At 64.1% G+C, this 26,140-nt stretch carries 28 protein-coding genes; 18 read left to right on the top strand and 10 right to left on the bottom strand.

Annotated features, from left to right (window positions below; translation table 11 throughout):
- Positions 1-20: 20 nt before the first annotated feature.
- The 8 genes from AMD14_RS15650 to pdxH form a co-directional block, all read right to left on the bottom strand.
- A complete protein-coding gene (locus tag AMD14_RS15650) occupies positions 21-1,187 on the bottom strand; it encodes a glutathionylspermidine synthase family protein (RefSeq protein ID WP_011051968.1) in 1,167 nt (388 codons plus the stop codon).
- Between the two features lies 1 nt (position 1,188).
- On the bottom strand, positions 1,189-1,761 hold the full coding sequence (locus tag AMD14_RS15655; RefSeq protein WP_003489539.1) for a DUF1190 domain-containing protein: 573 nt from the start codon (positions 1,759-1,761) through the stop codon (positions 1,189-1,191).
- A 12-nt stretch (positions 1,762-1,773) separates the two neighbouring features.
- Complete coding sequence (locus tag AMD14_RS15660) at positions 1,774-2,178, bottom strand: DUF350 domain-containing protein (protein WP_003489536.1); 405 nt, start codon at positions 2,176-2,178, stop codon at positions 1,774-1,776.
- 37 nt (positions 2,179-2,215) lie between these two features.
- Positions 2,216-2,893 carry a YjfK family protein gene (locus AMD14_RS15665; RefSeq protein ID WP_171843860.1) on the bottom strand — a complete coding sequence of 226 codons (678 nt, stop codon included), beginning with the start codon at positions 2,891-2,893 and terminating at the stop codon, positions 2,216-2,218.
- Positions 2,890-3,972, bottom strand: a complete 1,083-nt coding sequence (locus AMD14_RS15670) for a potassium channel family protein (protein ID WP_015463455.1) — start codon at positions 3,970-3,972, stop codon at positions 2,890-2,892. The genes AMD14_RS15665 and AMD14_RS15670 overlap by 4 nt, the downstream gene beginning before the upstream one ends.
- Positions 3,973-3,997: 25 nt before the next feature.
- Positions 3,998-4,771, bottom strand: a complete 774-nt coding sequence (locus AMD14_RS15675) for a PspA/IM30 family protein (protein ID WP_003489528.1) — start codon at positions 4,769-4,771, stop codon at positions 3,998-4,000.
- 12 nt (positions 4,772-4,783) lie between these two features.
- Positions 4,784-5,200 carry a YjfI family protein gene (locus AMD14_RS15680; protein ID WP_003489526.1) on the bottom strand — a complete coding sequence of 139 codons (417 nt, stop codon included), beginning with the start codon at positions 5,198-5,200 and terminating at the stop codon, positions 4,784-4,786.
- A gap of 179 nt (positions 5,201-5,379) precedes the next feature.
- The gene (pdxH, locus tag AMD14_RS15685; protein ID WP_011051972.1) at positions 5,380-5,979 is read right to left on the bottom strand and encodes a pyridoxamine 5'-phosphate oxidase; all 600 of its coding nucleotides are present in this window, start codon (positions 5,977-5,979) and stop codon (positions 5,380-5,382) included.
- Between the two features lie 168 nt (positions 5,980-6,147).
- Between pdxH and AMD14_RS15690 the strand changes: the two genes are divergently transcribed.
- The 17 genes from AMD14_RS15690 (at position 6,148) to AMD14_RS15770 (ending at position 18,479) form a co-directional block, all read left to right on the top strand.
- On the top strand, positions 6,148-6,690 hold the full coding sequence (locus tag AMD14_RS15690; RefSeq protein ID WP_005917545.1) for a shikimate kinase: 543 nt from the start codon (positions 6,148-6,150) through the stop codon (positions 6,688-6,690).
- Positions 6,687-7,799 (top strand): 3-dehydroquinate synthase, encoded by a 1,113-nt coding sequence (aroB, locus tag AMD14_RS15695; protein ID WP_011051973.1) that lies wholly within the window; start codon positions 6,687-6,689, stop codon positions 7,797-7,799. The genes AMD14_RS15690 and aroB overlap by 4 nt, the downstream gene beginning before the upstream one ends.
- 297 nt (positions 7,800-8,096) lie before the next feature.
- Positions 8,097-8,351, top strand: coding sequence for a WGR domain-containing protein (locus tag AMD14_RS15700; protein ID WP_005917539.1), 255 nt, complete (start codon positions 8,097-8,099; stop codon positions 8,349-8,351).
- Positions 8,352-8,365: 14 nt separating this feature from the next.
- Entirely contained in the window at positions 8,366-9,430 is a 1,065-nt protein-coding gene (gene hemE, locus AMD14_RS15705) for a uroporphyrinogen decarboxylase (RefSeq protein ID WP_011051974.1), read from the top strand.
- 794 nt (positions 9,431-10,224) lie between these two features.
- Complete coding sequence (locus tag AMD14_RS15710) at positions 10,225-10,518, top strand: RebB family R body protein (RefSeq protein WP_011051975.1); 294 nt, start codon at positions 10,225-10,227, stop codon at positions 10,516-10,518.
- Positions 10,519-10,540: 22 nt separating this feature from the next.
- Entirely contained in the window at positions 10,541-10,810 is a 270-nt protein-coding gene (locus AMD14_RS15715; RefSeq protein ID WP_011051976.1) for a RebB family R body protein, read from the top strand.
- 30 nt (positions 10,811-10,840) lie between these two features.
- The gene (locus AMD14_RS15720; RefSeq protein ID WP_011051977.1) at positions 10,841-11,107 is read left to right on the top strand and encodes a RebB family R body protein; all 267 of its coding nucleotides are present in this window, start codon (positions 10,841-10,843) and stop codon (positions 11,105-11,107) included.
- A 52-nt stretch (positions 11,108-11,159) separates the two neighbouring features.
- Positions 11,160-11,438 (top strand): RebB family R body protein, encoded by a 279-nt coding sequence (locus tag AMD14_RS15725; RefSeq protein WP_011051978.1) that lies wholly within the window; start codon positions 11,160-11,162, stop codon positions 11,436-11,438.
- 106 nt (positions 11,439-11,544) lie between these two features.
- Positions 11,545-11,880: a hypothetical protein gene (locus tag AMD14_RS15730; RefSeq protein ID WP_011051979.1), complete on the top strand. Its 336-nt coding sequence runs from the start codon at positions 11,545-11,547 to the stop codon at positions 11,878-11,880.
- A gap of 89 nt (positions 11,881-11,969) precedes the next feature.
- Positions 11,970-12,149 (top strand): RebB family R body protein, encoded by a 180-nt coding sequence (locus AMD14_RS15735; protein WP_043931546.1) that lies wholly within the window; start codon positions 11,970-11,972, stop codon positions 12,147-12,149.
- Positions 12,146-12,814 (top strand): RebB family R body protein, encoded by a 669-nt coding sequence (locus AMD14_RS15740; protein ID WP_015463457.1) that lies wholly within the window; start codon positions 12,146-12,148, stop codon positions 12,812-12,814. The genes AMD14_RS15735 and AMD14_RS15740 overlap by 4 nt, the downstream gene beginning before the upstream one ends.
- 80 nt (positions 12,815-12,894) lie before the next feature.
- A complete protein-coding gene (locus tag AMD14_RS15745) occupies positions 12,895-13,242 on the top strand; it encodes a hypothetical protein (protein ID WP_011051981.1) in 348 nt (115 codons plus the stop codon).
- Between the two features lie 19 nt (positions 13,243-13,261).
- Complete coding sequence (locus AMD14_RS15750; RefSeq protein WP_011051982.1) at positions 13,262-14,332, top strand: hypothetical protein; 1,071 nt, start codon at positions 13,262-13,264, stop codon at positions 14,330-14,332.
- Positions 14,329-14,949 carry a hypothetical protein gene (locus AMD14_RS15755; RefSeq protein WP_011051983.1) on the top strand — a complete coding sequence of 207 codons (621 nt, stop codon included), beginning with the start codon at positions 14,329-14,331 and terminating at the stop codon, positions 14,947-14,949. The genes AMD14_RS15750 and AMD14_RS15755 overlap by 4 nt, the downstream gene beginning before the upstream one ends.
- 173 nt (positions 14,950-15,122) lie before the next feature.
- Positions 15,123-15,809: a glycoside hydrolase domain-containing protein gene (locus AMD14_RS15760; protein WP_011051984.1), complete on the top strand. Its 687-nt coding sequence runs from the start codon at positions 15,123-15,125 to the stop codon at positions 15,807-15,809.
- Positions 15,810-16,414: 605 nt separating this feature from the next.
- Positions 16,415-17,038: a hypothetical protein gene (locus AMD14_RS25360; RefSeq protein ID WP_223293132.1), complete on the top strand. Its 624-nt coding sequence runs from the start codon at positions 16,415-16,417 to the stop codon at positions 17,036-17,038.
- 223 nt (positions 17,039-17,261) lie between these two features.
- Positions 17,262-18,479, top strand: a complete 1,218-nt coding sequence (locus tag AMD14_RS15770) for a hypothetical protein (RefSeq protein WP_011051986.1) — start codon at positions 17,262-17,264, stop codon at positions 18,477-18,479.
- 402 nt (positions 18,480-18,881) lie between these two features.
- Here AMD14_RS15770 and AMD14_RS15775 read toward each other — a convergent pair whose 3' ends face one another.
- Positions 18,882-20,405, bottom strand: a complete 1,524-nt coding sequence (locus AMD14_RS15775) for an AraC family transcriptional regulator (protein WP_015463460.1) — start codon at positions 20,403-20,405, stop codon at positions 18,882-18,884.
- A 444-nt stretch (positions 20,406-20,849) separates the two neighbouring features.
- On the opposite strand from AMD14_RS15775, the gene mdtD reads away from it, so the two are divergent.
- Complete coding sequence (gene mdtD, locus AMD14_RS15780) at positions 20,850-22,271, top strand: multidrug transporter subunit MdtD (protein WP_015463461.1); 1,422 nt, start codon at positions 20,850-20,852, stop codon at positions 22,269-22,271.
- A gap of 75 nt (positions 22,272-22,346) precedes the next feature.
- Here mdtD and AMD14_RS15785 read toward each other — a convergent pair whose 3' ends face one another.
- Entirely contained in the window at positions 22,347-25,892 is a 3,546-nt protein-coding gene (locus AMD14_RS15785; protein WP_040107650.1) for a hybrid sensor histidine kinase/response regulator, read from the bottom strand.
- Positions 25,893-26,140 lie beyond the last annotated feature (248 nt).

The raw sequence follows: 26,140 nt of genomic DNA on the forward strand, positions 1-26,140 counted from the left end.
GATGTACCTTCGACCGGGTGTCAATCCGTGATGACGTGCGGCACGAAGCGCGAGGTGTCGCGGGTGATCGGGCCATCGTCGTCGCGCATGCCCAGTCCGGCAGGACGGTCCGCGACAACCCAGCTTCCTACCAGCGCATGGCGCCCGTCGAACACCGGCAGCGGGTGATGCGCCTGCAGAATTGCGGGGCCATCCACGTACGGACCATCGGTGTGCGCGGTCTCGCCTTGCGCCGTGACCAGCGCGATGTTGGCCCCCTCGCGCGAGAGCAACGGCTTGCGCACCCAGCCTGCGCTCGGCGCCTCGCCGGCCTGCGCGAAGCGGGCGGGCAGCAGATTCGGGTGGCCCTGATGGCGGTCCCATAGCAGCGGCAGGATGCCTTTGTTGCTCAACACCGATTTCCATGCCGGTTCGATCAGGCGCACCCGGTCGGCGATCAATGCCGGCCCGAAGCGTTCTTCCATCATGAATTCCAGCGGATACAGCTTGAACAGCGTATGGATCACCCGATCCTGTTCGTCGGTGAACCAGCCTTCGGCACTCAGGCCGATGTCTTCGATGGCCACTTCCTCGGTGCTGATGCCCACCTGATGCGCACAGTCGCGCAAGTAGCGCACGGTGGCGCGGTCCTCCAGCGAATCGCGCACCGCCGCAAAATGCATCTGCGCGCCGATCGCGCCATCCACGGCCAGCGCGCCCAGGGTTTCGCACAGCAGGTCCTGGATCAGGTTGTACTGATCGGTCCCCTTGGGCAGCGCGCCGCTGGCGATCTGTTGTTCCAGCCACAACCACTGGAAGTAGGCCGATTCGTAGAGCGATGTCGGGGTGTCGTAATTGAGTTCGTACAACTTGGCCGGGCCATCGCCCGAATACGCCAGATCCATGCGGCCATACAGATGCGGGTCGCGCGCTTTCCAGGAGTTGGCGATCCACTCCCAGTAGAACGGCGGGATGGCCAACCGGGTCATCAGCGCTTCCGAGCCCACCACCTCGTCCACCAGTTGCATCGCCATGTCGTGCAACTCTTGCGTGGGCGCTTCGATGTCGTCTTCGATCTGACGCAACGAAAACGCGTAGTAGGCGCTTTCGTCCCAATACGGCTCGCCGTCGATGGTGTGGAAGTGGAAGCCCAGCGATTCGGCCTGCGTGCGCCAATCCGCGCGTTCGGGGATCAGGATGCGTTGCATGTCAGCCGCCGAAGCCCGAGCTGCGGCCGCCGCTGCCGAACGAACTGCGCGCGGCCGCGCTGGAACCGAAGCCCGAACGCGACACGGTGATGGCGCGCGTGGGCATGTCGATGGCGCCGCTGCGCCCACGGACCGTGCCAATGCGGTTGCTGGCCAGATCGCCATTGGGCTTGTAGTAACCGCCGCTACGGTAATCGCGGTACAGCGGAATCGAGCCGCCATAGCGATAACCGCCGCCGCTCATATTGCCCAGGGCGTAGCCCAGCAGGAACCCGCCCATCGGCGGGATCCAGCTCTGCTGCCCTTGCGGATTGGTGATCGCCGTGCAGCTGCCGAATTGCGCATCGCACTCGTAGCGCGTGGTGAAGCGCGGCGCGGCCTGCTGATGCTTGGCCACCGCCTCGTCGTAGGCCTTGAGGCATTGCTGGATATCGGACTGTTCCTGCTTGATCTGGTAACAGTCCGAGGCCGACTGCAGCACCACACCGGTCTCCGGCTCCGAGCCGCAGCCGGTGACGAAGGCGGCCGGCAGCGCGGCCATCAAGGTGAGTTTGAGATTGCGTGATCGCTTCATGCCTGCGCTCCGTTACGGCGTGATCGCGGCGGCGTTGATCAGCCCCACCGCGATCGACACGCCGGCCGAAAAGATACCGGCGGCGGTGATGTTGTCGGTGATCTGCCGCGAGATGCGCCCGGCCACCAGATTGGCCAGCAGGTAGGCCACCACCTGGATGCCGCAGGCCACCAAGCCCCAGATCAGGGCGTCGATCAGGCTCACCGAATGGGTGATGGCCGAATGCAGCGGCAGCGCCACGCCGATCAGGTTGCCGGCCAGCGCAGTCGCCGCCGCCACATTGCCCTGCCGCAGCAAGGTGAAATCCTTGTGCGGGGTGACCAGGGTCACCAGCACCACCGAGACGATCAACACCCCCAGGCCGGTACCGAAATAGGAAAGAAACGCGAGAAAACTCTGCAGATTGATCGGGTTCATGACAGGACCAAGGTGGGTGGAAGACGCGCGCGTGCGCTCAGGTGATATCCAGATCGGCGACGGTGACATCGATACCGACCGCATAGGTGACGCAGAATTCGTTGGGGCCGGAATCTTCGCCGGTCACCAGCAGGAATTCTTCGCGCTGCAACTCCGGCACATCGCGGCTGTAGAGCATGGCGTAATGGGTCAGATCGCCATCGCGGCGCGGCGGCTGGTAGCGGTACAACACTTCGTCGTAGGCGATCGGCGGAATCCGTGACGCGTCATCGGTGGATTGCGTTGCGCGCTGCCAGTGTTTGTCGGCGTACTCGATCTGCGCAGCACCCAGATGCGGGTGCTGCATGACGAACTCCTGAAACGCCTGCTTGCTGGGCGGGTTCACCGTCTCGCAATACACGAAGGCCTTCATCGCTTCCAGATCCCCCCCCACGGTGGTGACCTGCAGGAACGCATCGTCGTCCAGATAGAACCGATGCAGCGCATAGCCATCGCCCAGATTGACATGACCGTAGCAGGGAATGCCCTGATGCCCGCCCGGCAACTCGGCGGTCATGGCCTCGGGCGCCATGCGGTACAGGGTGGTGTCGATCTCCACCTGGCCACCGACACGCAGCCCCAGCGGCAGCGTGTGACCGATCGCGCCACTCCCGGACGTGGGCAGCGGCGGCGGTTGCGGTTGACCGAACAACTTGCTGAAAAAACTCATCGTCAGACACCTTGTGGCGATGGGGGAAGGGAAGCGGCCTCGCTGCGCAGGGCCTGCCAGGCGATGGCGTGCGCCGGCACGCGCTGCTCGGCCAGGTAATACAGCATGGCACCGGCGGCGACGGCGGTACGTGCTGGCGGGTTCAAGCGCAACGCGCCGTCGGGCGCGCGCAGGCCCAGCAGCAATGCGCCACGCTGGCCGAAATCGGCCGCAAGCCGGCTGTAATCCAGTGGTTGCACACTCGCAGGCACTGCAAGACTGAACTGGGTGGGGCCATCGTCTACCGACAGCAGCTCGGCGGTGATCGCCGCACTGCCCGGATCCTGCGCCGCACGTGCCAGGATCTCGGCGGTCATCGGACGCGTGCACTCGATGGCTGGGTAATGGCAGTTGACCAATCGCGCCGCGCTGGCCGAATCGAAGTGCGCCACGATATGCGCGGCCGGCGCATGCGCCATCAACGCGAACACCGCCGCCAGGGTCTGGTCGTCGGAGGGCGGGTTGACGATCACCCGCGCCGCGCCGGCAATGCCGGCCCGCAGGTACACCTCGGTATGCGTGTACGACTCGGCGACGATGAAGCGCATGTGGTCGGGCATCGGATTTTCCGCCACGCCCTCGGCAATCAGCACCACGCCTTCGTCATCGGTGGCGGTATCGGACAGCAGCAATTCCAGCAGGCGCGTGGAGGCAGCGCCCTGCCAGCCGATCAGAATGGTGTGCCCGCGCAGATCGGCATAGGCCATCTTGCCCATGTGGTGGCGCCTCCAGAAAGTGATGAGCACCCCGCTGGTCTTGGCCAGCACCGTGGCGAACAACGCCACCGCGCCCGGCATCAACACGAACGCGGCGATATAGTGCCCGGCCGCCGAGCCCGGCGACAGGTCGCCGTAGCCGATGGTGGTGGCAGTGGTCATGTAGTAGTACGGAAACGCGTCCAGGCCGACGAGCTTCTGCTCGCCGGCCCACAGCAGCAGCAACCAGCTCAGCCCCATGTGCGCCAGCAGTGCGAGCGCCACCGTGCCCCAGCTGACGCGGCGCACGTGGCGCCGAAGGACCCGCAACAGCCGTCCAACGATGATCATGGCGCATCCTGTGCCGTGCGATGGATCAGCTGTCGCTGCGCGGAACCTGCTGCACGTCGCGCACCTGGCCAATCAGTGGCGCGGTGCCGCCGGTGTTCTCATGGCCGAGCTGCGCAGCCGGCTTCTTGAAGCGCGCCAGCACCGCAGCGGCGTTGGATTCGCCTTCCATCAGGCCAGCCGCCGCCAGGCGCCGATTGAGATCGCCATCGCCTGTGGACGCTTCGAGTTCTTCGGCCGATTCGATGCGCGCCGAGGTTTCGGCTTGACGCGCCTTGATACGCTCCAGCGATTCCAGCGCCGAGCCCATCTTGCTGCTGGCACCGGAATGGCGCGCGGCAATGGCGGCCTGCGCCTTCTGCACCGCATCGGTGGCCTTGACCGTATCGATCTGCTGACGCATGCCGCGCAGCTGGTTCTCGGTCTTCTGGATGGTGGCCTTGAGCGTCACCACCGACTGGTCCAGCGCGGTCTTGGAAGCCTTGTCGCCGGCGTCTTCGCTTTCCAGCGCGGCCAGCTTGACCGCCACATCGTGCGCCAGCGCTTCATCGTTCTTGGCCAGCGCACCTTCGATATAGCGCGTGTATTCGGCCATCTTGCCGGCGCGCGCGTCGATCTTCTGCTGGGCCAGCTTGCTCTGCGCCATCAACTTGGTGAGCTCTTCGCGCGAGCGCGTGAGCTGGGCGCCGGCATCGCGCATTTCCTGGTCCAGGATGCGCAGCGCATTGGCGTCGACGGCCTTCTGGCCGGTTTCGTGCGCGGTACCACGCAGCAGCGTGATCAGCTTGGAAAAGATACTCATGACAACACGCCTTTAGGAAAAGAACGGCTTGAGAGATTCGGCGGCATCCAACGTATTGGCCGCCAGGGTCTGGATTTCTTCGTCGATCTGGTCGAGCGTCGAGGAGGCCGACAGTTCGCCAAACACGACATAACGGTCCTTGCCGTCGACCTGGACCAGTCCCAGGTTGGACAAGGGGTTGAGCGGATTCAGGCGCAGGCAGGCGTCGTTGAAGGCGGCGCGGTCGTTGACGTGCTCGGCATGGGCCAGCAGCGTGGACACGAAAACCTGAGAGCCGGAAGCGGCAACCTGGATCTGCATGTCGCCGTGGTCGGCCAGGGTGAGATTGATGGCCGGCTCCATGCCGTCGATCAGTTCGACATGGATTGGCTGGCCACGGTAGCGCTCGGCCAGCAGGCCGTGCAATTCGACGGTGGTGTACTGCGTCATACGATGTCCTGTCCTTTGGTCATGCCGTGGTGGTGGTGCAGCGAATGTCCTGCAGCGACCGGACATACTACAGACTGCCCGTGACCGGCAGAAAGGGCCGAAAGTCAGCTGGTCAGGCGCGCGGCAGGCGAGCAAACCGCCCGTTCAGCTGGCGTGTCGCCCCATGCCGGGCGGCTGCCTCACGGATACAGCATCCGCTTGCTCCAATGGCTGGCCGCGTCGGCCTCGTAGCGCCAGCGCTCGTGCAGACGGAACTTGGCGCCGTACCAGAACTCGAACGCCTGCGGCACCACCCGGAACCCGCCCCAGCCATCCGGGCGCGGCACCTCGCGCCCTGCGAACGTGGCTTCGACCTTGGCAATGGCCGCATCGAACTCTTCGCGCGAGCCCAGCGCCTGCGACTGCCGCGAGGCCCACGCGCCGATCTGGCTCATGCGCGGGCGCGAGGCGAAGTACGCATCGGATTCGTCCGCGCTCACCAGCTGCACGCCGCCTTCGATGCGCACCTGGATGCCGGCTTCGCGTAGGCTGCGCCACAGGAACAGCAGCGCCGCCTGCGGGTGGGTCTGCAGGTCGCGGCCCTTTGCGCTGTCCAGATGGGTGTAGAACACGAACCCGCGCGCGTCGAAGGCCTTGAGCAACACGGTGCGCGCGCTCGGCCGGCCATCCACGTTGGCGGTGGCCACGGTCATCGCGCTGGCTTCCAGTTCGGCGCTGTTCTGCGCCTCGGCATACAGCGCGGCGAAGGTGGCAAGGGCTTCTGCGTACAGATCGGTCATGACGGTGCGTGGCAGCCAGATGGACGCCTATTGTGGGCGCATCGCCCGCGCTTCGCCTATGCAGCGCGATCGAATCGCCGGATCGGCACGCGGTTGGCGTGGTTGAGGACAGCCATTGCGCCGTGCCATCGGCCCGGCCCGATGGCGTGAATGCTACGATCCCTGCGCATGAACCCCGCACCCAATCTCGTGATGGTCGGCCCGATGGGCGCCGGAAAAAGCTGCATCGGCCGTCGCCTGGCCGAGCGCTTCGGGCTGGAATTCGTCGATGTGGACCAGGCCATCGTCGAACAGGTGGGCAGCAGCATCCCGGCCATCTTCGAGCAGCATGGCGAAGCCAGGTTTCGGCAGCACGAGGCGGAAACCCTGCAGGCGCTGCTGGAACAGGACAACAAACTGATTTCCACCGGTGGCGGCGCAGTGCTGGATCCGCGCAACCGCGAGCGCATCTGCGCGCGTGGGTTCGTGGTGTACCTGCATGTCAGTGTGCCGGCGCAATTGACACGCCTGGCGCGCGACCGCAATCGCCCGCTGCTGCAACGCGCCGACCGCGAGCAGGTGCTGCATGCGATGGCCGCGCACCGCACGCCGCTGTACCACCAGGTCGCAGATCTCAGCCTGGAAACCGATCATCTTTCCCCCGCCGAAGCCACAGCGCAGCTGGTGCTGCGCCTGGCCGCGCAATGGCGCATGTCGAGTAACCCCGCATGACACTTTCCCGTTCTTCGCGCAGCGTCGATGTCGACGGTGCGCAGCCTTACACCATCACCATCGCCCCGGGCCTGCTGGCCGACGGTGCGCGCCTGGCCAGCCATGTGCGCGGCCGCCACGCGCTGCTGCTCAGCGACTCGCAGGTGGCTCCGCATTACGCGGCCGGCGTACGCGCCGCCTTGTCGCGCGCGCGGCCGGATCTGCAGGTCGGCGAATTGGTGATTGCCGCCGGCGAAGCCTCCAAAACCTTGGAGACCTTTGGTTCTGCGATCACCGCACTGGCCGAACTCGGTGCCACCCGCGACGCCTGCGTGTTCGCGCTGGGCGGCGGCGTGGTCGGCGACCTGGCCGGCTTTGCGGCGGCGTGCTGGATGCGCGGCGTGGATTGCGTGCAACTGCCCACCAGCCTGCTGGCAATGGTGGATTCGTCGGTCGGCGGCAAGACCGCGGTGGACATCCCGCAGGGCAAGAACCTGGTCGGCGCCTTCCATCCGCCGCGCGCGGTGATCGCCGACACCGACACCTTGCGCACCCTGCCCGCACGCGAACTGCGCGCCGGCCTGGCCGAGGTGATCAAGTACGGCGCCATCCGCGACCCGCTGTTCTTCCAGTGGCTGCATGCCGAACGCCGCGCCCTGCTCGATGGCGATGCAGCGGCGCTGGCGCAGGCCATCGCCCGCAGCTGCGAGCACAAGGCCGAGATCGTGGCGCGCGACCCGCTGGAAAAAGGCGAGCGCGCCCTGCTCAACCTGGGCCACACCTTCGGCCACGCCATCGAAACCGAGCAAGGCTACGGCGCACCCGGCAACGACAACCTCAACCATGGCGAGGCCGTCGCGGTGGGCATGGTGCTGGCGGCGCGCCTGTCGGCCGCGCTGGGTATGAGCGACGTGCAGGACACCGAGACGCTACGCGCCTTGCTGCACGACTTCGACCTGCCCACCGAGATCCCGCCCGGCCTGACCCCTCAGGCCCTGCTCGCGCGCATGCGCCTGGACAAGAAGAACATCGCCGGCCGCCTGCGCCTGGTGTTGTGGCGCGGCATCGGCAAGGCCGAGGTGGTGCCGGATGTGGAAGAGGCAGCGGTGCTGGAGATCCTGGCCGGATAAGGCCAGCCGACCGATAAGGCACGGCACGCTGGACGCTCGCACCCAGCTGCCGTCGATCGCCACGACGCTCGCTATTTGTAGGAGCGCCCCCCGGGCGCGATGGGGCCTTCCCGATAAATCCCTATCGCGCCCAGGTGCGCTCCTGCCACTGCCTGCCACCGTCTGCACCGGCGGTCGGAACCTCGCTCGGGAGCGCACCGGCAAGCGTGGACGCCCAACGACGCTCCCTTCGCAACCAGAACACCCGGACGCGCCACTGCTCTCAACCTTCAGCAGCGCCCGGCTACAATCGGCCGCATGCGCATCCTTCTACGACACGATCCCGGCGGTAACGCGCCGCTCCGCTACGTCCAGCTGACCCTGCAACCGGATCTGTTCGGTGGCTGGGAATTGCTGCGCGAAACCGGCGAGATCGGCGGACGCACGCAACTGCGACGCGATCAGTACCTGCAACAGGATGAAGCGGACCGCGCCTTCGACAAGGCGCGCGACAGCCAACTCAAACGCGGTTTCCAACTCATCACCGGCGGCGCCGACGACGCGCCGCGCTGAGGACACACTTCCCCATGCTCAAGAACGATCGCCTGCTGCGCGCGCTCAACCGTCAGCCCGTGGACCGCACCCCTGTGTGGTTGATGCGCCAGGCCGGCCGCTATTTGCCGGAGTACCGCGCCACGCGGGCGCGCGCCGGCAGTTTTTTGGGCATGGCCAAGAATCCGGACATCGCCTGCGAAGTGACCCTGCAGCCGCTGCAGCGCTTCCCGCTGGATGCGGCAATCCTGTTCTCCGACATCCTCACCATTCCCGATGCGATGGGCCTGGAGCTGTATTTTGTCGAAGGCGAAGGTCCCAAGTTCCGCCACCCGGTGCGCGATGCCGCCGCAATCCACCGTCTGGGCGTGCCGGACATGGAAACCGAGCTGCGCTACGTGATGGATGCGGTGCGGGTGATCCGCCGCGAACTGGATGGTTCGGTGCCCTTGATCGGCTTCTCCGGCAGCCCGTGGACGCTAGCCTGTTACATGATCGAAGGCGGCGGCAGCAAGGAATACGCACGCATCAAGGCGATGGCCTTCAACGCGCCGGAGCTGCTGCATCACCTGCTCAACACCGTCACCGACGCGGTGATCGCCTACCTGGCCGCACAACGCGCCGCCGGTGCGCAGGCGCTGCAGGTGTTCGACACCTGGGGCGGCGTGCTCTCGCCGGCGATGTACCGCGAATTCTCGCTGCCCTACCTCACTCGCATCGCGCGCGAGCTGGAACGCGGCGACGGCGCCGAGCGTACCCCGCTGGTGTTGTTCGGCAAGGGCAACGGCGCCTATGTGGCCGATCTGGCCGCCAGCGGTGCCGAAGCCGTGGGCGTGGACTGGACCATCTCGCTGGCCGACGCGGCCCAGCGCGCCGGTGGCCGCGTCGCGCTGCAGGGCAACCTGGACCCGGCCACCCTGTACGGCTCGCCCGAAGCGATCCGCGCCGAAGTCGGCAAGACCCTGGACAGCTACGCCCAGGGCAATGGCGGCTCGCGCGAAGGCCATGTCTTCAACCTCGGCCACGGCATGTCGCCAGACATGAATCCCGAACATGTGGGCGTGCTGGTGGAAGCGGTGCAGACGCTGAGCAAGCGGTAATCCAAGGCACGGGTCGACAGCGCACCGGTGTGCTGTCGACCGCCGCTCAGCGCGCGACCGGGGAGTGCACGCTGAGCGTGATGACGGGCGGTGGCTGCATCAGCAATAGATCGGCAGCACCGCCGATACGTATGGGATGCTGCCAGGCCGCCCCAGGCACGCGGCACAGTGACGAAGGCAGTCTTCAGCGATAGCAAGGCCAGCCTCCATGCCGTCACCCGCATCAAGCCTGCATCCACTCCAAACACGGCCCTCCCGCCTCGTTCCGTTGAACGTGATCTCGCCACTCCAGTGATGTGCGGCAGTGAGCGCCCTGCCGACGTCACTGCGACGTGATGCGCACCGAGCTCAACCGCAACGCGATCAATCATCGACGCGCGTGGGCTCCGGTTTCGCAAGGCACCGACAGCGTACCGGCTGCCCATTAACTTGCCGCAGAGAGTCGCCAAGCGGACGCGAGCTTTGCTGCCTTTGCGTCAGGAGCAGCCTGTGCTCGCCTGTTCTGCATGGTCCTTCTGTAACTGCCTTTGCGATTCACCACGACATTCCCCGCACGCCGTTCCGAAACGCGTCTTTACATCGCATACCGCTCTAAAGCGGATCGGGTTTTACGTCGATAAGCCCGGCATTGCCGTCGTTTAAACCAATTTTCCCGGACCAAGGAGATTTACTGTTTCTCCACGGTGATGCGGTGCCACTGCAACACATCTCCGGACAGGCAGGCCGCCTGCCGAACCTCGACATCGTCACGTTTATTCAAGCGCTTCACTCATTCGAGAAACAGGGAGAAAAGCATGGCATTTCCAACCGCCGTCAACGACCAGATCACCGACTCCGTCACCCAAGCCAACACCAAGGTACTGGGCGACGCCCCGGCCATCGCCATGGGCAATCTGTACCAGGCCACCGCGCAGGCGCTGGCCAATGCCGCCCACAACGCGACCAACGCACAGCAGCAGAGCTACGTTACCGCACAGTCGGCCACCACCATGGGCGTGGCCACGCTCTACTCCATCGACACCGCCACCACCGGCGTAGCCACCAAGCAGATTCTAAGCACCGGCGTGCCCGGACTCGTGTCGCGCTAACTCACATCTTTAGGAGAAGAAAATGGCATTTCCGACCGCCGTCAATAACCAGATCACCGATTCCGTTACCCAGGTCAATACCAAGGTGCTGGGCGACGCTCCCGCCATCGCCATGGGCAACCTGTATCAGGCCACCGCGCAGGCGCTGGCCAATGCCGCCCACAACGCGACCAACGCGCAGCAGCAGAGCTACGTCACTGCGCAATCGGCCACCACCATGGGCGTGGCCACCCTGTACTCGATCGACACCGCCAGTACCGGCGTGGTCACCAAGCAGATCCTGGGCGTCTGACGGCCCGGCTAACGCCAAGGACATTCGCCAATGGCATTTCCCACCGCCGTCAACGACCAGATCACCGACTCGGTCACCCAGGCCAACCTGCAGGTACTGGGAAGCTCCCCTGCCGCAGCCATGGGCAATCTGTACCAGGCCACCGCGCAGGCGCTGGCGAACGCGGCACACAACGCAACACTCGCGCAACAACAGATGTATGTCACCGCACAAGCAGCAACCACCATGGGCGTTTCGCTGCTGTATTCGCTCGATACCGGCGCCACGGGTGCCGCCACCAAGAAGATGTTCGGCTAACCGCTAAAGCCGCAGCGTCTTCGTTCTTTCACTACCTCAAGGAGCTATCACCATGGCCTTTCCGACCGCCGTCAACAGCCAGATCACCGATTCCGTTTCCCAGGTCAACACCAAGGTCCTCGGCGATGCGCCGGCGATTGCAATGGGCAACCTGTTCGTTGCCACCAGCCAGGCGCTGTCCAACGCCGCCCACAACGCCACCAACAATCAGCAGCAGTCCTACGTGACGATGCAGGCGTCGACGACTCAGGGCGTGTCCACGCTGTATTCGATCGATACCGCGTCCGATGGTGTCGCCACCCGGGAAATCCTCAGCGCCGGGTTGACTTAATCGGCCACCAGGCGTCGCTGCTGCCGCACGAGCGGCGCCTGGTTCGATACGCGAAGCCTTTGCAACCACCACGCAGTTCGCTGGCCGAATCGAGAAAGGACGCCTCATGCTGCAACTACGTCATATCCCTACGTCCAACACCCTGGATGTCGTCGTCAGACTGATCCGGGGCCGCACCATCGTGGCGACATTCGCGCCGCATCAAAAAGCAGTGATCAACGTCGAGTTCGACGGCATCCTGCCTGTGATTCCCGGAGCGCAGCCGTTGGTCTATCGCCAGAAGCTGGGCAACATGATCGACGTGCCGCAGGGCAATTTTGCATTCCTGGAACGCGTGCCCGATGGCGTGGCCTTGCAGTACGCGTGCAGACACGAACCACAGAACACCGTGCTGTTCTCGGCGTCGGCTGGCGTTGAACAGCGCAGGCCGTCGTTGGCCTAGGACACTGATGCCAGTGCCACGTCATGGAGCCAAGCGCGCAGGTCGCAAGCGTCGCCAGCCTGATCGGTACCGCCGCTACAGGTGCAGCGATGGCGATCGGCCAGGCGCCGGCCTTCGCGATGGGGGCGACCTATCTGGCGCTGTCGGATTCCATCGCGCTCGCAATGGAAAACGCGGTCGCCAACCAGCAGCGCGGACAGGTGCTCGCCGATGCAGCTCTCACTCAAATCCTTGCCTTAATCATCCAGAAGGGAGCGACTTCGTCATGATCGACGACAGTAGCGTGAACAGCCAGATCGTCGATGCGGTGAGCAGCATCGTGACGCTGACCACCGGTCAGGCACCCGCACAGGCGCTCGGCATGCTCGATGCCGTGATGCTGGAGACGCTGGGCATGGCAATGCACAACGCCGTCAATCGGCAGCAAGGCGCCGGCATGATCAATGCAGCAGCGATCACCGCCGCCTGCGCCAAGATGATCTCGGCACCGTTCCCGGTTCCGCCGCCACCACCGCCTGCACCACCCGGACCACCACCGACGGTCGCGCCATTGCCAGGTCCTCCCGCCGTACCGCCCCCGCCTGCAGCGCTCATCGCCGCCGCCGCAGCCGAAGCCAAGGTGGCCGTCGACGTGCTGAAGACGCAAGCACAAGGCGCCTCGGCAGATGCCGCGACCGCAACCGCCGACCTCATGGAAGTGCATGCGCTGAGCGTACCGCCGCCCCTGCCCGCCACTGCCCCCGCTTCCGGTGCCGGCCTCGATCATGCTGCCACTTCTGATGCTCCTGCTCCTGCTGCTGCAGCCGCAACTTCACCCGCAGCTGCAGCTACAGGCACACCCCCTGTCGCTGCTGCATCTGCACCTGCTGCTCCTGCTGCACCTGCATCTGCATCTAGCTCTGCACCTGCACCTGCGCCGCCTGCTCAGTCATAGGGCGTCCGCAGAGGTGAGGTCCGCCCCCCCCTACCACCAGGCCTCATTGAAAGGCGGCCGATCATTCCATGGGAACCAAGATGGAACCGACAAAGGTCAATGCGCAGGTCATCGATGTCATCAACCAGGTGCAGCTGGCGACCATGAGCCCGCAGGTCGTGCTGACCAGCGGAGCCGGCAAAGCCTACCAATCGGTGGCGCAGTCCACCGCCATTGCGGTGCAGGACGCCACCGACGCGCTACGCAATGTCTCCACGATCGCGACCACCGCGGTCGGCGTGGCGATGGCGCAGTACCTGGCCACCGGCGATGACAAGTACGTCACTGCACTTAACCAGGCGCAAGCACTGATGCAGGGCGCCACCGACGACTTCGCCAGGATCGGTTCGGCGGCCGGCCTGGTACTGAAAAACTTTCCCGCCGGTTGAATCCACAAGGAGTCACGCAATGTCCGTTTCAATCGCAGGCCGCCTGATCTCGATGCCGACGATGCTCTCGATGCTGGGAAGGCAGTGCCTGGCCTTCATCGATGGAGGCACCCAGTGGCTGGCATGGGCGATCCAATCGCCCGGTGTGCGCTACGATTTTCCCGACGAGAGCAGCTTGCTCGACGAAGTGCAGCAAGGCCTGCACGGCTCGCGCCTGGCCTTGTTGCCGCAGCTGGAGCTGAGGGTCAGCCCGGTCAAGCTGATGACCTTGAGTCCGCCCGACCTGGGCACGCTGGCGCAGGCCGAAGCCAGAGACACCGGCTCGGTGGTCAAGGCGCAGCTGCAGCGCATCTTTCGCGACAACGCCCTATACACCGCAAGCGACCTGGCCGCAGGCCGCAGCCTGCTGACACAGCTGAAGATCGATGGCGCCGGCGTGTTCCAGTCGTTGGACATGGAAGAAAGCCTGGCACTCCGCCAGCTGGCCGCCGACGCGCCGCCGGACAACGCGACGCCGGCACTGCAGCAGGAAGCGGCGGCATTCGCCATCGAGCAGGCGCGCACGCCGCTGGAATTCTGCGATTACTACCGCTTCTATCTGGCCTGCACTTCCACGATCGCAGCTGTGGACGAACGCGCGCATGCGGCAGCATCGGCACTGCAGACGCTGTTGCCGCAGCTGTTCACCACCCTGGATTGCCCACAGGTGCAGGGGCTGCCTTCGCCCAACGAGGTCGAACGCAGCGTTGCCGAATGGCTGGCACGCGGTCGCCAGATCGGCTTCGCGCGGCTATCGCTGGCGGCCCAGCAGATCGTCCAGCACACCCGCTACCGAGGCGACGGCGGCGACCAGGCGGCGGGCGATGCGATCCGCCTCTACCTGCAGTCGGCGCAGGCCTTCCTGGCGGCCAACCGGCCCAGCCGCGGCGTGCTGGGCCAGGATGGCAGCAGCTGCGTGTTCACCATGCAGAACGACGCCCTGGCTGCACTGCTGCAGGTCAACGGCGGCATCATCTCGCTCCGCGACTTCGGTGCCGCACCTGCATCACCCACCACCTCGCAAGACACGGATGCGGAGGCCACGCAGTGAGCGCACCGCCCCCGCCTGCTGCGGCCGGCGACCAGGTCCCGCTTGCGACCAGCGCCGCCGACGCGGCGCGCGAAGCGGTGCATGCAGGTCGCGCCGCTGCCCTAGCGGCCGCACGCCAGGGCATGGCGCAGGCCGAAAACGCACTGGGTGAGAGGCTGCGCGCGCTTGCAGCGCAGCGCCCAACCGAAACCGCACCACGCACCGCGCCGATGCGACCATCGCGTGCCGATGCCGTCACCCCGCTCCATTCCGCGTCCACTTCAGGAGATACCAGCATGTCCGACGATACTCAGCCCACGCCCCCGGACCAGACACCAGCCGCCACTGCGCAATCGTCAGGATCCTCGCAGATCGAAGCAGCGCTGAAAGCGGCGCAAGCCCAGATCGATCAGGCGATGGCGGCCAGCGATAGGGCAGTACGGGCGGCCATGCAGGCCGCAACCGCCGCGACCGCCGCAGCTGGCAATGACCAGGCGATCGATAACGCAAACCAGGCACTGCAGCAGGCCGAACAGGCCGCCGCTGCGGCGGTGACCGCCGCGCAGCAGCAGACCGAGCAGGCAATGGCGGCGACGTCGCCGGCCACTCCGAACGCCGACGACGGAATAGCCAGCTGACGGAGCGATGCGTTTCGGCATTGCGATGAAGCCGGTCTCGCGATGAACCCGTCCGGTCTAATTGGCGCCGGTCTGCCGGCTCCCCGCCGCCACGTTGATCCAGCAGCGCAGCCCCACTTGCCGCGGCCATCTAGCCCCGGCCCAGCCAACGCCCGATCCGAAGGAATTCCGACATGACCTTCTACACAGGCTTCGACACCGATCAATTCCCCGGATTGCCCGCCCTTGACTGGCTCAAGACCCAGGCCGAGCTGGCGTGGTGCGGCTACTACCTGGCACCGGCGCCAAGCCATGCCGACACCGGCTGGATGGGCCAACGGGCTGCGTTGATCGCACAAGGCTGGGGCCTGGCGCCCGTCTACCTTGGTCAGCAGACGATCGGCCCCGGTTCGCACGACGTCACCGCCCGGCAGGGCAGCCTCGATGGTGCACAGGCCGCAGCGCTGGCACGCGCCGAAGGCTTTCCCGATGGCGCGGTGGTCTATCTCGACTGGGAAGATGGCGGCAGCCCACCACAGGCAGCCATCGACTACATCCGTATGTGGATCGCCGCGCTGTTGGGCAATGGTTTTTCGCCCGGCCTGTACTGCTCGCACGCGCGCGCAGTGGAAGTGCTGTCGCGGATCGGCCCCTGCCCCTCCCCGCGCGTCTGGGCCTGGCGGGTCTCCACGGCAGGGCGTCACCTCTACGCCGGCGACATCCGGCACGTCCAGCCCTCCGATCCGGCCGGCTGCGGCTATTCCCAGGCCATGCTCTGGCAATACGAACAGGATGCGGTGCTGTCGCTTCCTGGTACGCCGTGCGATGGGCTGGAAGTTGACCTCAGTTATTCGAGTTTAGCCGATCCGAGCTCGGCGTGATTGCGCGTATTTCCTGCATCGGGAAAAAGCAGAAACCCATAAACTCCAGCAATGCATGAAGATCCCTTGCAACCAACCCGACACTCCCTGCATCGATAGACGACACCACGCATCACCCCACTTTCCCCCGCAGTGATTCAATGCATTAAACGACCGGATAAGCGCATCACCTGCGTCAATCAATCCGCCAACGCACTCGTCGAAACCAGGCCAAAGGCGAATCCGGATCAACGCCTGGTGCGGACCTACCTCCATGGAATCACATCAATATTCCATAGCAACCCTCGCCCAAAGGGCCCTGCAACGATTGGCTAGCGCCCTCGGAAAGAATAATAGCTGTGACTTTCCCCAATAAAGTATAGAGAAATCGGCGGTATTACCAAACGCTCGGACACCCCTGTCCAAGAGCCCACGTCTGTATCGAGCGTGCATACGCGTATCCCCGCAGACCGGGATCATGCCGATCTAACCGCATAAAATCTAGCGCCTGCAGCCAGCCCACGAGTACGCATTACCGCAGCGACAAGAGAACTCCGCCGTCAGGTCGCTCGATCTCGGTACGGCATATGCCGGCCTGCACCTTCCGCCTCGAAAGGAGATGTGAAATGACAGTAATAGTTGATTTGATGTCAGAACAAACCAATTCCGTCGGCATCGCAGGCATCTCACGACACCAAGGACGTTGGAGGCACCGGCCAGACATGCGCTATGAAGTCGACCCCGACCCGACCTTGATCGCTTGGACCGAGCAAAACATGGGAATCGGATCCTCAAGATTATCGCGCTCTCCCCTGTTACAGCAATTTACAGGTCATACGGCCGTTCTGTCTCGTCTTCGCGGGCGGGTCCAGTTCGTCAGGGGACTGGTACCGAATGTGTCGGGTTATCCATGGGCGTTCTTTGGCCAAGGCGGTGGAGGCCACTGGCAAGATGATAGCGCCATGCTTGACGACCCGACCTGCGTCAGTTTCGAGATACCTGTAACAGAGGAGGATGCCGGAAATTTCCCGCGATGGTTCCGTGCTGTGGCTCCGGAAATCAATGTCTTCGCACTGAAGAATGGTGACGGATTCAATAGCTTCAATTGCGTCCTAGCTTCTCTCACGCTGCTCATCAACTACCTTCTCGAGTCGGAGAACGACTATTCCTCCTATGTCATCCAACTGACAAAAGTACGCGACTCGCTTCAAGGCCATTTGATGCAAAACATCATGGGTGGATTTATATAAATCCACCACATGACACGCCCGCCGCAATCACAACCCCGGTCAACAGCAGTGCATTGAATAATCACGCAACTCGACTACAGCGAAAGTTTAGCAGAAAAAGCTACATTTCACTCCATGAATGCATCAAGAGTTCACCCTCATACCACCGTAGTGCACGAGCCCCGTAATCCACACATAGATTAATACAACGACCCAACCACCCGAGATTCTGGAGACATCAAGAATGTCAACATTCACAGTATTCTTTTGCGGGACAGGATCGAACAGCCTGGATTACGACAGTGCAAACTACAGCGAAGGACAGCTTATCTCCACATTGGCACGCAACCATCTCGGGGTGGAGTTCGATGATTGGCTCATAGCGGATGGACCGGGCAGCAGGAATCAACAAGAAAACGATAAATGGACACTCCCGGGGAACTACACTGATGCTCGGGGCACTACTTTTGGCTCGGGCTGGGAGGAGAACGTCAAGCACGCGATTGCGGTGATCAAGAAGGACCCCAGCCATATGAGGACCTTAATGACAGATGCGGAAATACGCATCCTACAAAGGGAAAAGGCAGCTGCCGAAGCAGCTGGACTTGAGCCGCAGAACACTTTTGGTGGCTGGACCCCTGCCAATAGGCACAGAAAAATCGTTCCCCAAGCTTTACAAAAGGCGCGAGCAAAAGTCCTGCGAACACCACTGCCTGACCGCGTCAACCTCATTGGCTGGAGCCGTGGCGCAGTTACCTGCCACATGATGGCCAATGCAATGTATGCCGACCCGCAGCTCCGCCACATCTGCGTCAACATTTTTGCGATAGACCCGGTACCCGGTCCTTTGAATTTCCAGTTAAACAGGACAACACTGAATACCAACGTGCTGGAATACCGCGCCGTATACGCACGCGACGAGAGGGCGCGCGGCTTTACTCCGATCATCCCGGACGTAAAAGTAAAGAAGGAACTAATCCTCATGCCTGGTGCCCATGCGACCCTTGTCGGAAACGCATCCAAGAATGGCAAGGGCGGCGGCAACCAGATCTTTCCGGAACCAGGACAAATGGTGCGGCATCTTGCGGAGACATTCCTGCGGGATAATGGGACGCAGCTCGGCTCATGCCTGAATCTGAAGGATACCGGCTTATTGGAACTCTACGAACAAATTCTCAAGGACGATAGAAGCTACATCGCAATGCGGCAACTGGGCTACGGCATGGGATGTGTGGAAACGGAAAGCGGAGACCGATGGGCAGCCGTGGGTTCCGGTGCGGCTGTTGCGGGCCTGACATCGCTACCGATGCTGCACCCCGATCCGATCTTTGTAAATTGGCACCATCGCAGTGTTTACATCAAGCACTATGCCGATCTGACAGGAAGGCCGGAGGCCATTGAAAGGGACTTGCTGGCTCAGTGGTTCCCGGTAACCACAGGGCGGTTCATTAGTCGTCCCTGAAAGACGTCACTCGCCCGACCGCCCCAATGCGTTACAGGCAGCCCAACCGTGCCACAACTGCGCTTTTTCGCTACGCTGGACCTGATCGCTAGCAATCCGGGACCATCCTTGCACTGCCGTACCCGTGGCCGAATGATGCCAGCTCGTTGTCGGCAGCGCAGGAGTGAAGCGGGATTGGACGGATTGCTGACGCACGCGATCGATGCCGCGCATGTAGTAGAGGTAGAGACAGCCGATGGGCACGACCCGGCGCGGGCGATCTTTTCGGACGCCGCAAGTCGGCCACCCCAACCAATCGGTGCTTGAATAGAATTTTTTCTGAGAGGCGGCGCATTTGTAAGCAACCGCATGCTGGGCCCAGCCGATGAACCCAGCACGAAGTTGGGGCCTCATATCTGACGGTCAATCCTGGCCATAGACCCTACGGAACTCACGCGGGCTCACCCCAGCCAGCCGTCGGAAGCTCTTTTCGAAATGGCTCAGGTCGCCGAAACCGACCTTCAGCGCCACTTCGGTGATGCGCAGCTTGCGCTGCTGATGCAAAAGCTCCTTGGCCTTTTCGATCCGTAGCTGCTGCAACATCGGTTTGAACGGGGTGCCGAGTTCGTCGCGGAACAGAAAGCCCAGATGCGACTGGCTAACGTGCGCCTGCCGGGCCAGATCGCCCAGGGTCAGCGGCTCGGCATAGTGCTCGCCCAGATGCACCAATGCGCGCCGCAGTGCGTCGTGCAGCGTGGCGAGACGTTGCCCGGGGCGATGCGGAAGGCCGTCGATCCAGTCGACAGGCGTTCCCGGCGGCGTGGGCTCAGCCGGAAGATCGGCCGGTTGCGACATCGTCGCGCATGCATCGTGCTGCGCTCCCTTCACCCGGCCTTCCAACAGACGCGGTGCGTGGCGCTGGATGTCGGCGCTGCCGATCGGCCTGCCGGCTGTCATGACCGCCAAGCGCAGCACCACCCGCTCCAGCTCCTGGAGGTTTTCCGGCCATGAGTAGTGGGTCAGGGCGTCCATCAACACCTCGGTGACCACCTGACCGTGATCCAAGCCATGCCGATCCAGCACATGCTCGACGTGAAAGCCGATATCTGTCCGTCGCTTGCGCAACGGGGTAAGTTCGATCGATAGGACATCCAGTTGCGACAGCAGCGCCCGCGAGAAGCGTCCGGCACGTACGCGGCGCGACAGATCAGCGGTCGTGGAGGCGACCACGCGTGGCGAGTCCTCGCCGTCCACGGCGGACCATGGCCCGCCGAGGCCACAAAGCTGCCCGGCCAACTGGCGCTGTAGCGCGTCGTCGAGCTCGTCCACGCTCTGCAGGAACAGCGTTCCCCCGGCCCCGCGCTTGAACCATGCCGCCGGTGCGTCGCCGGGAGCGGCGCAGTCGATCGCAACGAACGGCCCCTCCCGCCAGTGTGCAGCTGCATGCAGCAAAACGGCCACCGTTTCCTTCTCGGTTCCGAACTCGCCGCGCACGATGACCGGCAAGCGACTGTATGCGCCGTGCTCGACAAATTCGTCGATCGTCAAGACCTCTTCGCTCACGCCCACGATCGACAGCGCGCGACCAAACCGGTCTTGCGCGAACGCCCGCGCGGCATCGCGCTTGATCAGGTACGCACAATACTTTGCGATCTGCTGGCACAGCGTCATCGCCTCCGGGGTCATTCGTTCTTGAGCCGGCGTGACATTCAGTGTGCCGAGCACTTGCCGGCCGTGCTGGACGGGAAAACACTGCGTGGGCGGGGGCTGGATTTCTGCCAGAACCGGACCCGGTGGACCGTGATGCTCCACCGCGACAAACTCACATACCGCGCCGTTCGTGATCGCGCTCTGCGACAGTTGTGCAGCGATCTTTCCCAGCATTTTCTCCAAGGGATCGCCTGAGAAATAGGCGCGCTGCACTACATCAAAGACTTGCTTTTCCATGATGCTTTCGACCTGATCTACTGGCGCGCTCGGAAGGCGGCCAGACCCAAGTCGCGCCATCCCTGACCAGACCGTCGGCAAAGCTCCAAGCGTGCATTCCGCTTTTTCTACGAACGCTCCCCTCGCCCGCCCTCGGTCGATCCACCCTGATGTGAGACAACGCTCGCTTGCGGTGACTGGACGGTGGCAGGCGCAAAACGATTCGCCAGCAAAGCAACCGCTTGGTGCAAGCCAGATCTGGCATTAGCACGCCGCCACAGCCCGTTCCCGACGATTCGTAGCATCGGGCTTGTCCGCAATTGGATTGGGTGCGGCGCGTCTCACTCGTTGCCGCTGCGGCGATGTGACGCTACGACGGGCTCAAGCAATGGCGTCGTATATAGTGTTGCGACGTTCTGCACGCGCGCGCAGGGATAATGCGCTGTCTTCCCGATGGCGATGCTCATGTCCCAGCCCGTGCCCACCCTGCGCGCCTACGCCACCATCAAGTCGCTGCTGTGGCTGGTATCGCTGGCGATCTTCATGCAGATGCTGGATGCGACCATCGTCAATACGGCGTTGCCGTCGATGGCGCGCAGCCTGCACGAAAGCCCTCTGCAGATGCAGTCGGTGGTCTTCAGCTATGCGTTGGCGGTGGCGATGTTCATCCCCGCCTCGGGCTGGATTGCCGACCGCTTCGGCACGCGGCGCACCTTCCTGGTGGCGATCATCGTGTTCACGCTGGGCTCGCTGCTGTGCGCGGCCGCGCAACAGCTGCCACAACTGGTGGCCGCGCGCGTGGTGCAGGGCATCGGTGGGGCGATGCTGCTGCCGGTGGGCCGGCTGGCAGTGCTCAAGACCGTGGCGCGCGCCGACTTCCTGCGCGCGATGAGTTTCATCGCGATTCCCGCATTGATCGGCCCACTCGTCGGCCCCACGCTGGGCGGCTGGCTGGTGGAAGTCGCCTCGTGGCATTGGGTGTTCCTGATCAACCTGCCGATTGGCGTGATCGGTTTCATTGCTGCGCTGAAGATCATGCCCGACCACTACGGCGATGCGCGCCAGCGCTTCGATCTGATCGGCTATCTGATGCTGGCGTTCGGCATGGTGGCGTTGTCGTTGGCGTTGGACGGCATCTCCGAACTCGGCCTGCGCCACGCCTTCGTCATGCTGCTGGCAATCGGCGGGCTGGCCGCGTTGGCCGGCTACTGGCTGCATGCGGTCAGCACGCCGGCGGCGTTGTTTCCGCTGGCCTTGTTCAAGGTAGCCAGCTACCGCATCGGCATTCTGTGCAACTTGTTCGCACGCGTGGGCAGCGGCTCGATGCCGTTCTTGATTCCGTTGCTGTTGCAGGTGGGCCTGGGCATGAGCCCGATGAATGCCGGGCTGATGATGGTGCCGGTGGCGCTGGCCGGCATGGCGGCCAAACGTGCTGCGGTGAAGCTGGTCGGTCGCTTCGGCTATCGCCGCGTATTGATGCTCAATACCGTGCTGGTGGGCCTGGCGATGGCGAGCTTCGCGCTGGTCGATGTCGGCCAGCCGCTATGGCTGCGGCTGGTGCAGCTGGCCTGCTTCGGCGCGGTGAACTCGCTGCAGTTCACCGTCATGAACACCGTGACCTTGCGCGACCTGGATCGTGAGCAGGCCAGCCCCGGCAACAGCCTGCTATCGATGGTGATGATGTTGGCCACCGGGTTCGGCGCGGCGGCAGCGGGCAGTCTGCTGGCCGCCTTCAACACGCACCTGGGCGACAGCCACGGCGCCACTGCCGCATTGCATGCGACCTTCCTGTGCGTCGGTGGCATCACCTTGTCGTCGACGCTGATCTTCTGGCAGTTGGCCGAGACGCGGCCACATCCCAGGCAGGTGGAAGAAGTCGCCGAATGACGCGGCCGCTGCGCCATCGACCAGCGCCGCGCGCCAGCGCCGCGCCGTGTGCGATTTCAACTGCGGTGCACGGCTCTAGATCTGCTCGCGCGGGCGTTCGCGCCGCAATGCTTCGGCGATGGTGTCGGCCAGCATGTCGCCGGTGAGCGGCTTGCGCAGGAAACGGTCGAACCCGGCTTCCTGCGCGGTGGGCTCGGCCTCTTCGTCCGAGCGTGCGGTCACCGCCACCAGCGGCATGTCGTAACCGAACACGCGCAACTGCCGCGCCAACGCAAAGCCATCCAGCCCGGGCAGGTCCAGATCCAGCAATGCCAGATCGAACGTGTTGTCGGCCGCTTCGGTCAACGCCGCCAGTCCGTGCGGCGCATGCACCACCGAATGCCCCTGCGCGCGCAGCAGGCCGATGATGACCTCGGCGATGGTCGGGTCGTCTTCCACCAGCAGGATGCGCTGCGGATCGACGGGGCTGGCGGCATGCGCCACCTCGCCGTCCAGCGTCGCATTCGACGCCACCCAGCGCAGCGGCAGATCCACCACAAAGCGCGTCCCGGCGCCGAGCCGGCTGATCACCTCGATATGCCCGCCCATCGCCATCGCCAGCTCCTGACAGATCGCCAGGCCCAGACCACTGCCGCCATAGCGTGACGTGGTCTTGGCGCCGTTGCCCTGTTCGAAGCGCTGGAACAATCGCGCTTTCTGTTCGGCATTGATGCCCGGGCCCGTGTCGGCAACCTCGAAGCGCAGGCCTTGATAGGAACCGAGCGTGGTCAGCTTCAGCGCGACCACGCCGCGCTCGGTGAATTTGATCGCGTTATTGAGCAGGTTGAGCAGGATCTGCCGGATCCGGGTGGAATCGCCGCTGGCGGTGATGTCGCCGAGCAGCCCGATTTCCAGGCTGAAACGCAGCCCGCGCTCCTGCGCCAACGGCGCCATCAGCGCTTCGACCTCGGCCACGAGTTGACGCACCGAAAATGGCTGGAAATCCAGTTCAAGCCGGCCCGATTCGATGCGCGCCAGATCCAGCGCATCGTTGACCAGCCGCAACAGATGCGCGCCCGCACGACGGATCGACTCGGTGTAGCTGCGCTGCGTGGGGTCCTGCGTGGTCTTGAGCAGCAATTCGCTCATGCCCAACACACCCGTCATCGGCGTACGCACTTCGTGACCCAGCGTCGCCAGAAAACGCGTCTTGGCCAAAGACGCCTGTTCGGCCAGCTCCTGTTTGTGCACGGCCAGCTGCCAGGCATTCAGGCGCCGCAGCCGACGGCGGTACAACGAGATGGCGGCGGCGACCACGCACACCGTCAGCAAGGCCAGCAGGCTTAAACCCCACGGCGACAGCCACCATGGCGGCAACACCTGAAAACGTAATGTCTGGCTGGCCGACCAGATGCCATCTGCAGTACGCCCCTGCACTTCCAGCGTGTAATGCCCGGAGGGCAGGCGCGAAAACAACCGTTCGCCGGTGGAGCCCACGTCGATCCAGTCCGGATCGTAGCCACTGAGGCGGAAGCGGTAACTGGTGGATTCGGGATTGGTAAACGTGGGCATGCGCGCCACGATATGCAGGTCGCGATCGCCGTCCTGCACTTGCAGCGGCGCCTTGCCGGTGACATCCAGTTCGCGCTCGCCGCGTCGCAGGCTGACACGTTCGATCAACAGCTGCGGTCGGCGCAGATTCGGACGCATCGTGGCCGGATCGAACACCACGATGCCGTCGGATGTGCCGCCCAGGATCTGCCCCGTGCTTGCCTGCACCAGCGTGGCCACCTGCAGGGGCGAACTGGGAAGTCCGTCGTGCACGTCGTACACACGCACCAGCTTGCTGCCGGGGTCGACCCGAATCAGCCCACGATGACTGGAGACCCAGGCCACGCCACCGGCATCGATCACCAGGCCGGTCGGCGAGACCATCGGAAATTCCTGGTCCTTTCCCACCGTATCCAGGTGCGTGAGCTGCTTGCCGTCCCAGAGATAGCGCCGCAATTGTCCGGCCAATCCGATCCAGACGATGCCGCCATCTCCCTGGCGAAACACATAGGTCGGCAGGGACGGCGCGCCGCGGACCGGAACGAACTGGTCGGCATGCGGATCCCATCGCCACAGCCCGGCATTGTTGCTCAGCCAGATCTGCCCATCCGGCCCGATCCGCATGTCCAGAACAGTCAACGCCTTCAGCCCATCGCTTCCATAGTCGAGCGTCCTGAGCAGCTGGCCCTCGCTGCTCCACAGCTGCACCCCGTGCGTGAGCAGCGCCACCCAGATGCGGCCTTGTGCATCTTCGGCCATCCTGCCAGGCCTGCCGACATCTTCGAGATCGGCTGCGGACTCCTTGTGCCCGAGCAGTGGCCAACGCCTGACCTCGCCTGTCTGCGGGTTGTATCGAACCAGCCTTTCCTGCACGCCAATCCAGACCGTTCCCCGCCTGCTTTCGATGACGGTATCGGGAATGCGTTCTGGATCGACCGAGGCCAGGCGGGGCTCGACGCGGCCGGTAACGGGATCGAAATGCTCAAGGGTTCCACGCGTGCCGACCAGCCAGATCCCGCCCGTGATCGAGGGCGCCGTCGCAACGACCGAGGGGTTGGCGAGCGATTGCGGATCGTCTGCGCGATGCGAAAACAGCGCGAAGGTATCCCAGCGTGGAGGCAGGTGCCACAGCCCGCCCTCCAGGCTGGCAAACCACAGACCTCCTTCGCGGTCCTGGTAGGCGGTGATCCAGTTCCGGTTGACCAGACCGTGCGCTGAAAAACTGTAGACCGGCACGCGTTCGACGCCACCATCGCCGGTACTCATACCCAGGCCGGTGGCGGTATCCAGCCAATAGCGCCCGAGCCGATCACGGAGCAGGACGCCACGGACCTGCGCGGTGTCCGTACCGCTTTGCCAGGGGCTGGCTGTGGGCCGCCCGACGGTATTGAACCGGACGGGGTTGCCGTCGAAATCGGCAATCCATAGCGCCTTGCCGTCGGGCTCCTTGTACATTCTGTTGACCGACTGGGACGGGCCCGGAAGCGGCACGCGCTCCAGGCGTCGACCATCCCAGTGCACAAGCCCGCCCCAGGTGCCGATCCACAGGCCGCCGTCGGGCGCAACTTCCAGACCAACGATATTGTCGGACGGCAAGCTGCCGGCATCGCCGGCCTTGGCAGAAAAGTGCTGCATGCGACCGTCGGGCCGGTAACGATAGAGGCCCTGCTTGGCGGTGCCGATCCAGATATCGCCGTCCGGCGTTTGCGCCAATGACCACAGGGTGGCGTCGCGCAATTCCGGGAACTGCGGATCTTCCAGTCGTTTGAACGCGCGCGTGTTCGCTTCCAGATAGCCGACGCCGCCGTCCTCGAAACCCATCCACACCCGATCGTTGGCATCGACACAGATGGTCCAGACCACGTTGCTGGTCAGGCCATCTTCCATCCGCCAGATCCGGTAGTTGCGGCCATCGAATCTGGCCAGGCCGTCATCGCTGGCAAGCCACAGATATCCCTGTTTGTCCTCGGCCAACTGATTGATCGTGTCCGACGGCAGCCCGTCGGCGATCGTCAGCTGGATGGGCACCGGTGTTGCGGGCGTCCGCGCCTGCACCGGAAGCACTGCCAGACACAGGCACACCCAGAGCACAGCGAGCAGCCGATGGGGCAAGCAGGATAGAAAGCGCACCGGATCAACTTCACGACAAGTCGGCGCATAGTGCGGGCCACGCGCGGTGCGGGCAAGCACGCTGCGCGCGTTCTGCGCGTGCGCTCAGGCCGCAAGACGCATGTGCGGCAGGGTCATTGGTCAGTCCACTGCACGCGACAGGGTTTGCGGGAAGCGGACCCAACAATGCATCCGCCGAAACCTGCATGCGATGCAACCGCCCGCCGCGC

Source organism: Xanthomonas citri pv. citri, from assembly GCF_000961215.1.
GTDB lineage: Bacteria > Pseudomonadota > Gammaproteobacteria > Xanthomonadales > Xanthomonadaceae > Xanthomonas > Xanthomonas cissicola.

What these genes read in the sequence shown, in the direction of transcription:
- AMD14_RS15740 (WP_015463457.1), top strand. Translation starts at nt 12,146, where the DNA reads ATGATCGACGACAGTAGCGTGAACAGCCAGATCGTCGATGCGGTGAGC.
- AMD14_RS15715 (WP_011051976.1), top strand. Translation starts at nt 10,541, where the DNA reads ATGGCATTTCCGACCGCCGTCAATAACCAGATCACCGATTCCGTTACC.
- AMD14_RS15720 (WP_011051977.1), top strand. Translation starts at nt 10,841, where the DNA reads ATGGCATTTCCCACCGCCGTCAACGACCAGATCACCGACTCGGTCACC.
- mdtD (WP_015463461.1), top strand. Translation starts at nt 20,850, where the DNA reads ATGTCCCAGCCCGTGCCCACCCTGCGCGCCTACGCCACCATCAAGTCG.
- pdxH (WP_011051972.1), bottom strand. Translation starts at nt 5,979, where the DNA reads ATGACCGATCTGTACGCAGAAGCCCTTGCCACCTTCGCCGCGCTGTAT.
- AMD14_RS15700 (WP_005917539.1), top strand. Translation starts at nt 8,097, where the DNA reads ATGCGCATCCTTCTACGACACGATCCCGGCGGTAACGCGCCGCTCCGC.
- AMD14_RS15655 (WP_003489539.1), bottom strand. Translation starts at nt 1,761, where the DNA reads ATGAAGCGATCACGCAATCTCAAACTCACCTTGATGGCCGCGCTGCCG.
- AMD14_RS15680 (WP_003489526.1), bottom strand. Translation starts at nt 5,200, where the DNA reads ATGACGCAGTACACCACCGTCGAATTGCACGGCCTGCTGGCCGAGCGC.
- AMD14_RS15770 (WP_011051986.1), top strand. Translation starts at nt 17,262, where the DNA reads ATGTCAACATTCACAGTATTCTTTTGCGGGACAGGATCGAACAGCCTG.
- AMD14_RS15690 (WP_005917545.1), top strand. Translation starts at nt 6,148, where the DNA reads ATGAACCCCGCACCCAATCTCGTGATGGTCGGCCCGATGGGCGCCGGA.
- aroB (WP_011051973.1), top strand. Translation starts at nt 6,687, where the DNA reads ATGACACTTTCCCGTTCTTCGCGCAGCGTCGATGTCGACGGTGCGCAG.
- AMD14_RS15745 (WP_011051981.1), top strand. Translation starts at nt 12,895, where the DNA reads ATGGAACCGACAAAGGTCAATGCGCAGGTCATCGATGTCATCAACCAG.
- AMD14_RS15775 (WP_015463460.1), bottom strand. Translation starts at nt 20,405, where the DNA reads ATGGAAAAGCAAGTCTTTGATGTAGTGCAGCGCGCCTATTTCTCAGGC.
- AMD14_RS25360 (WP_223293132.1), top strand. Translation starts at nt 16,415, where the DNA reads ATGACAGTAATAGTTGATTTGATGTCAGAACAAACCAATTCCGTCGGC.
- AMD14_RS15670 (WP_015463455.1), bottom strand. Translation starts at nt 3,972, where the DNA reads ATGATCATCGTTGGACGGCTGTTGCGGGTCCTTCGGCGCCACGTGCGC.
- AMD14_RS15675 (WP_003489528.1), bottom strand. Translation starts at nt 4,771, where the DNA reads ATGAGTATCTTTTCCAAGCTGATCACGCTGCTGCGTGGTACCGCGCAC.
- AMD14_RS15735 (WP_043931546.1), top strand. Translation starts at nt 11,970, where the DNA reads ATGGCGATCGGCCAGGCGCCGGCCTTCGCGATGGGGGCGACCTATCTG.
- AMD14_RS15730 (WP_011051979.1), top strand. Translation starts at nt 11,545, where the DNA reads ATGCTGCAACTACGTCATATCCCTACGTCCAACACCCTGGATGTCGTC.
- AMD14_RS15710 (WP_011051975.1), top strand. Translation starts at nt 10,225, where the DNA reads ATGGCATTTCCAACCGCCGTCAACGACCAGATCACCGACTCCGTCACC.
- AMD14_RS15760 (WP_011051984.1), top strand. Translation starts at nt 15,123, where the DNA reads ATGACCTTCTACACAGGCTTCGACACCGATCAATTCCCCGGATTGCCC.
- hemE (WP_011051974.1), top strand. Translation starts at nt 8,366, where the DNA reads ATGCTCAAGAACGATCGCCTGCTGCGCGCGCTCAACCGTCAGCCCGTG.
- AMD14_RS15725 (WP_011051978.1), top strand. Translation starts at nt 11,160, where the DNA reads ATGGCCTTTCCGACCGCCGTCAACAGCCAGATCACCGATTCCGTTTCC.
- AMD14_RS15660 (WP_003489536.1), bottom strand. Translation starts at nt 2,178, where the DNA reads ATGAACCCGATCAATCTGCAGAGTTTTCTCGCGTTTCTTTCCTATTTC.
- AMD14_RS15750 (WP_011051982.1), top strand. Translation starts at nt 13,262, where the DNA reads ATGTCCGTTTCAATCGCAGGCCGCCTGATCTCGATGCCGACGATGCTC.
- AMD14_RS15650 (WP_011051968.1), bottom strand. Translation starts at nt 1,187, where the DNA reads ATGCAACGCATCCTGATCCCCGAACGCGCGGATTGGCGCACGCAGGCC.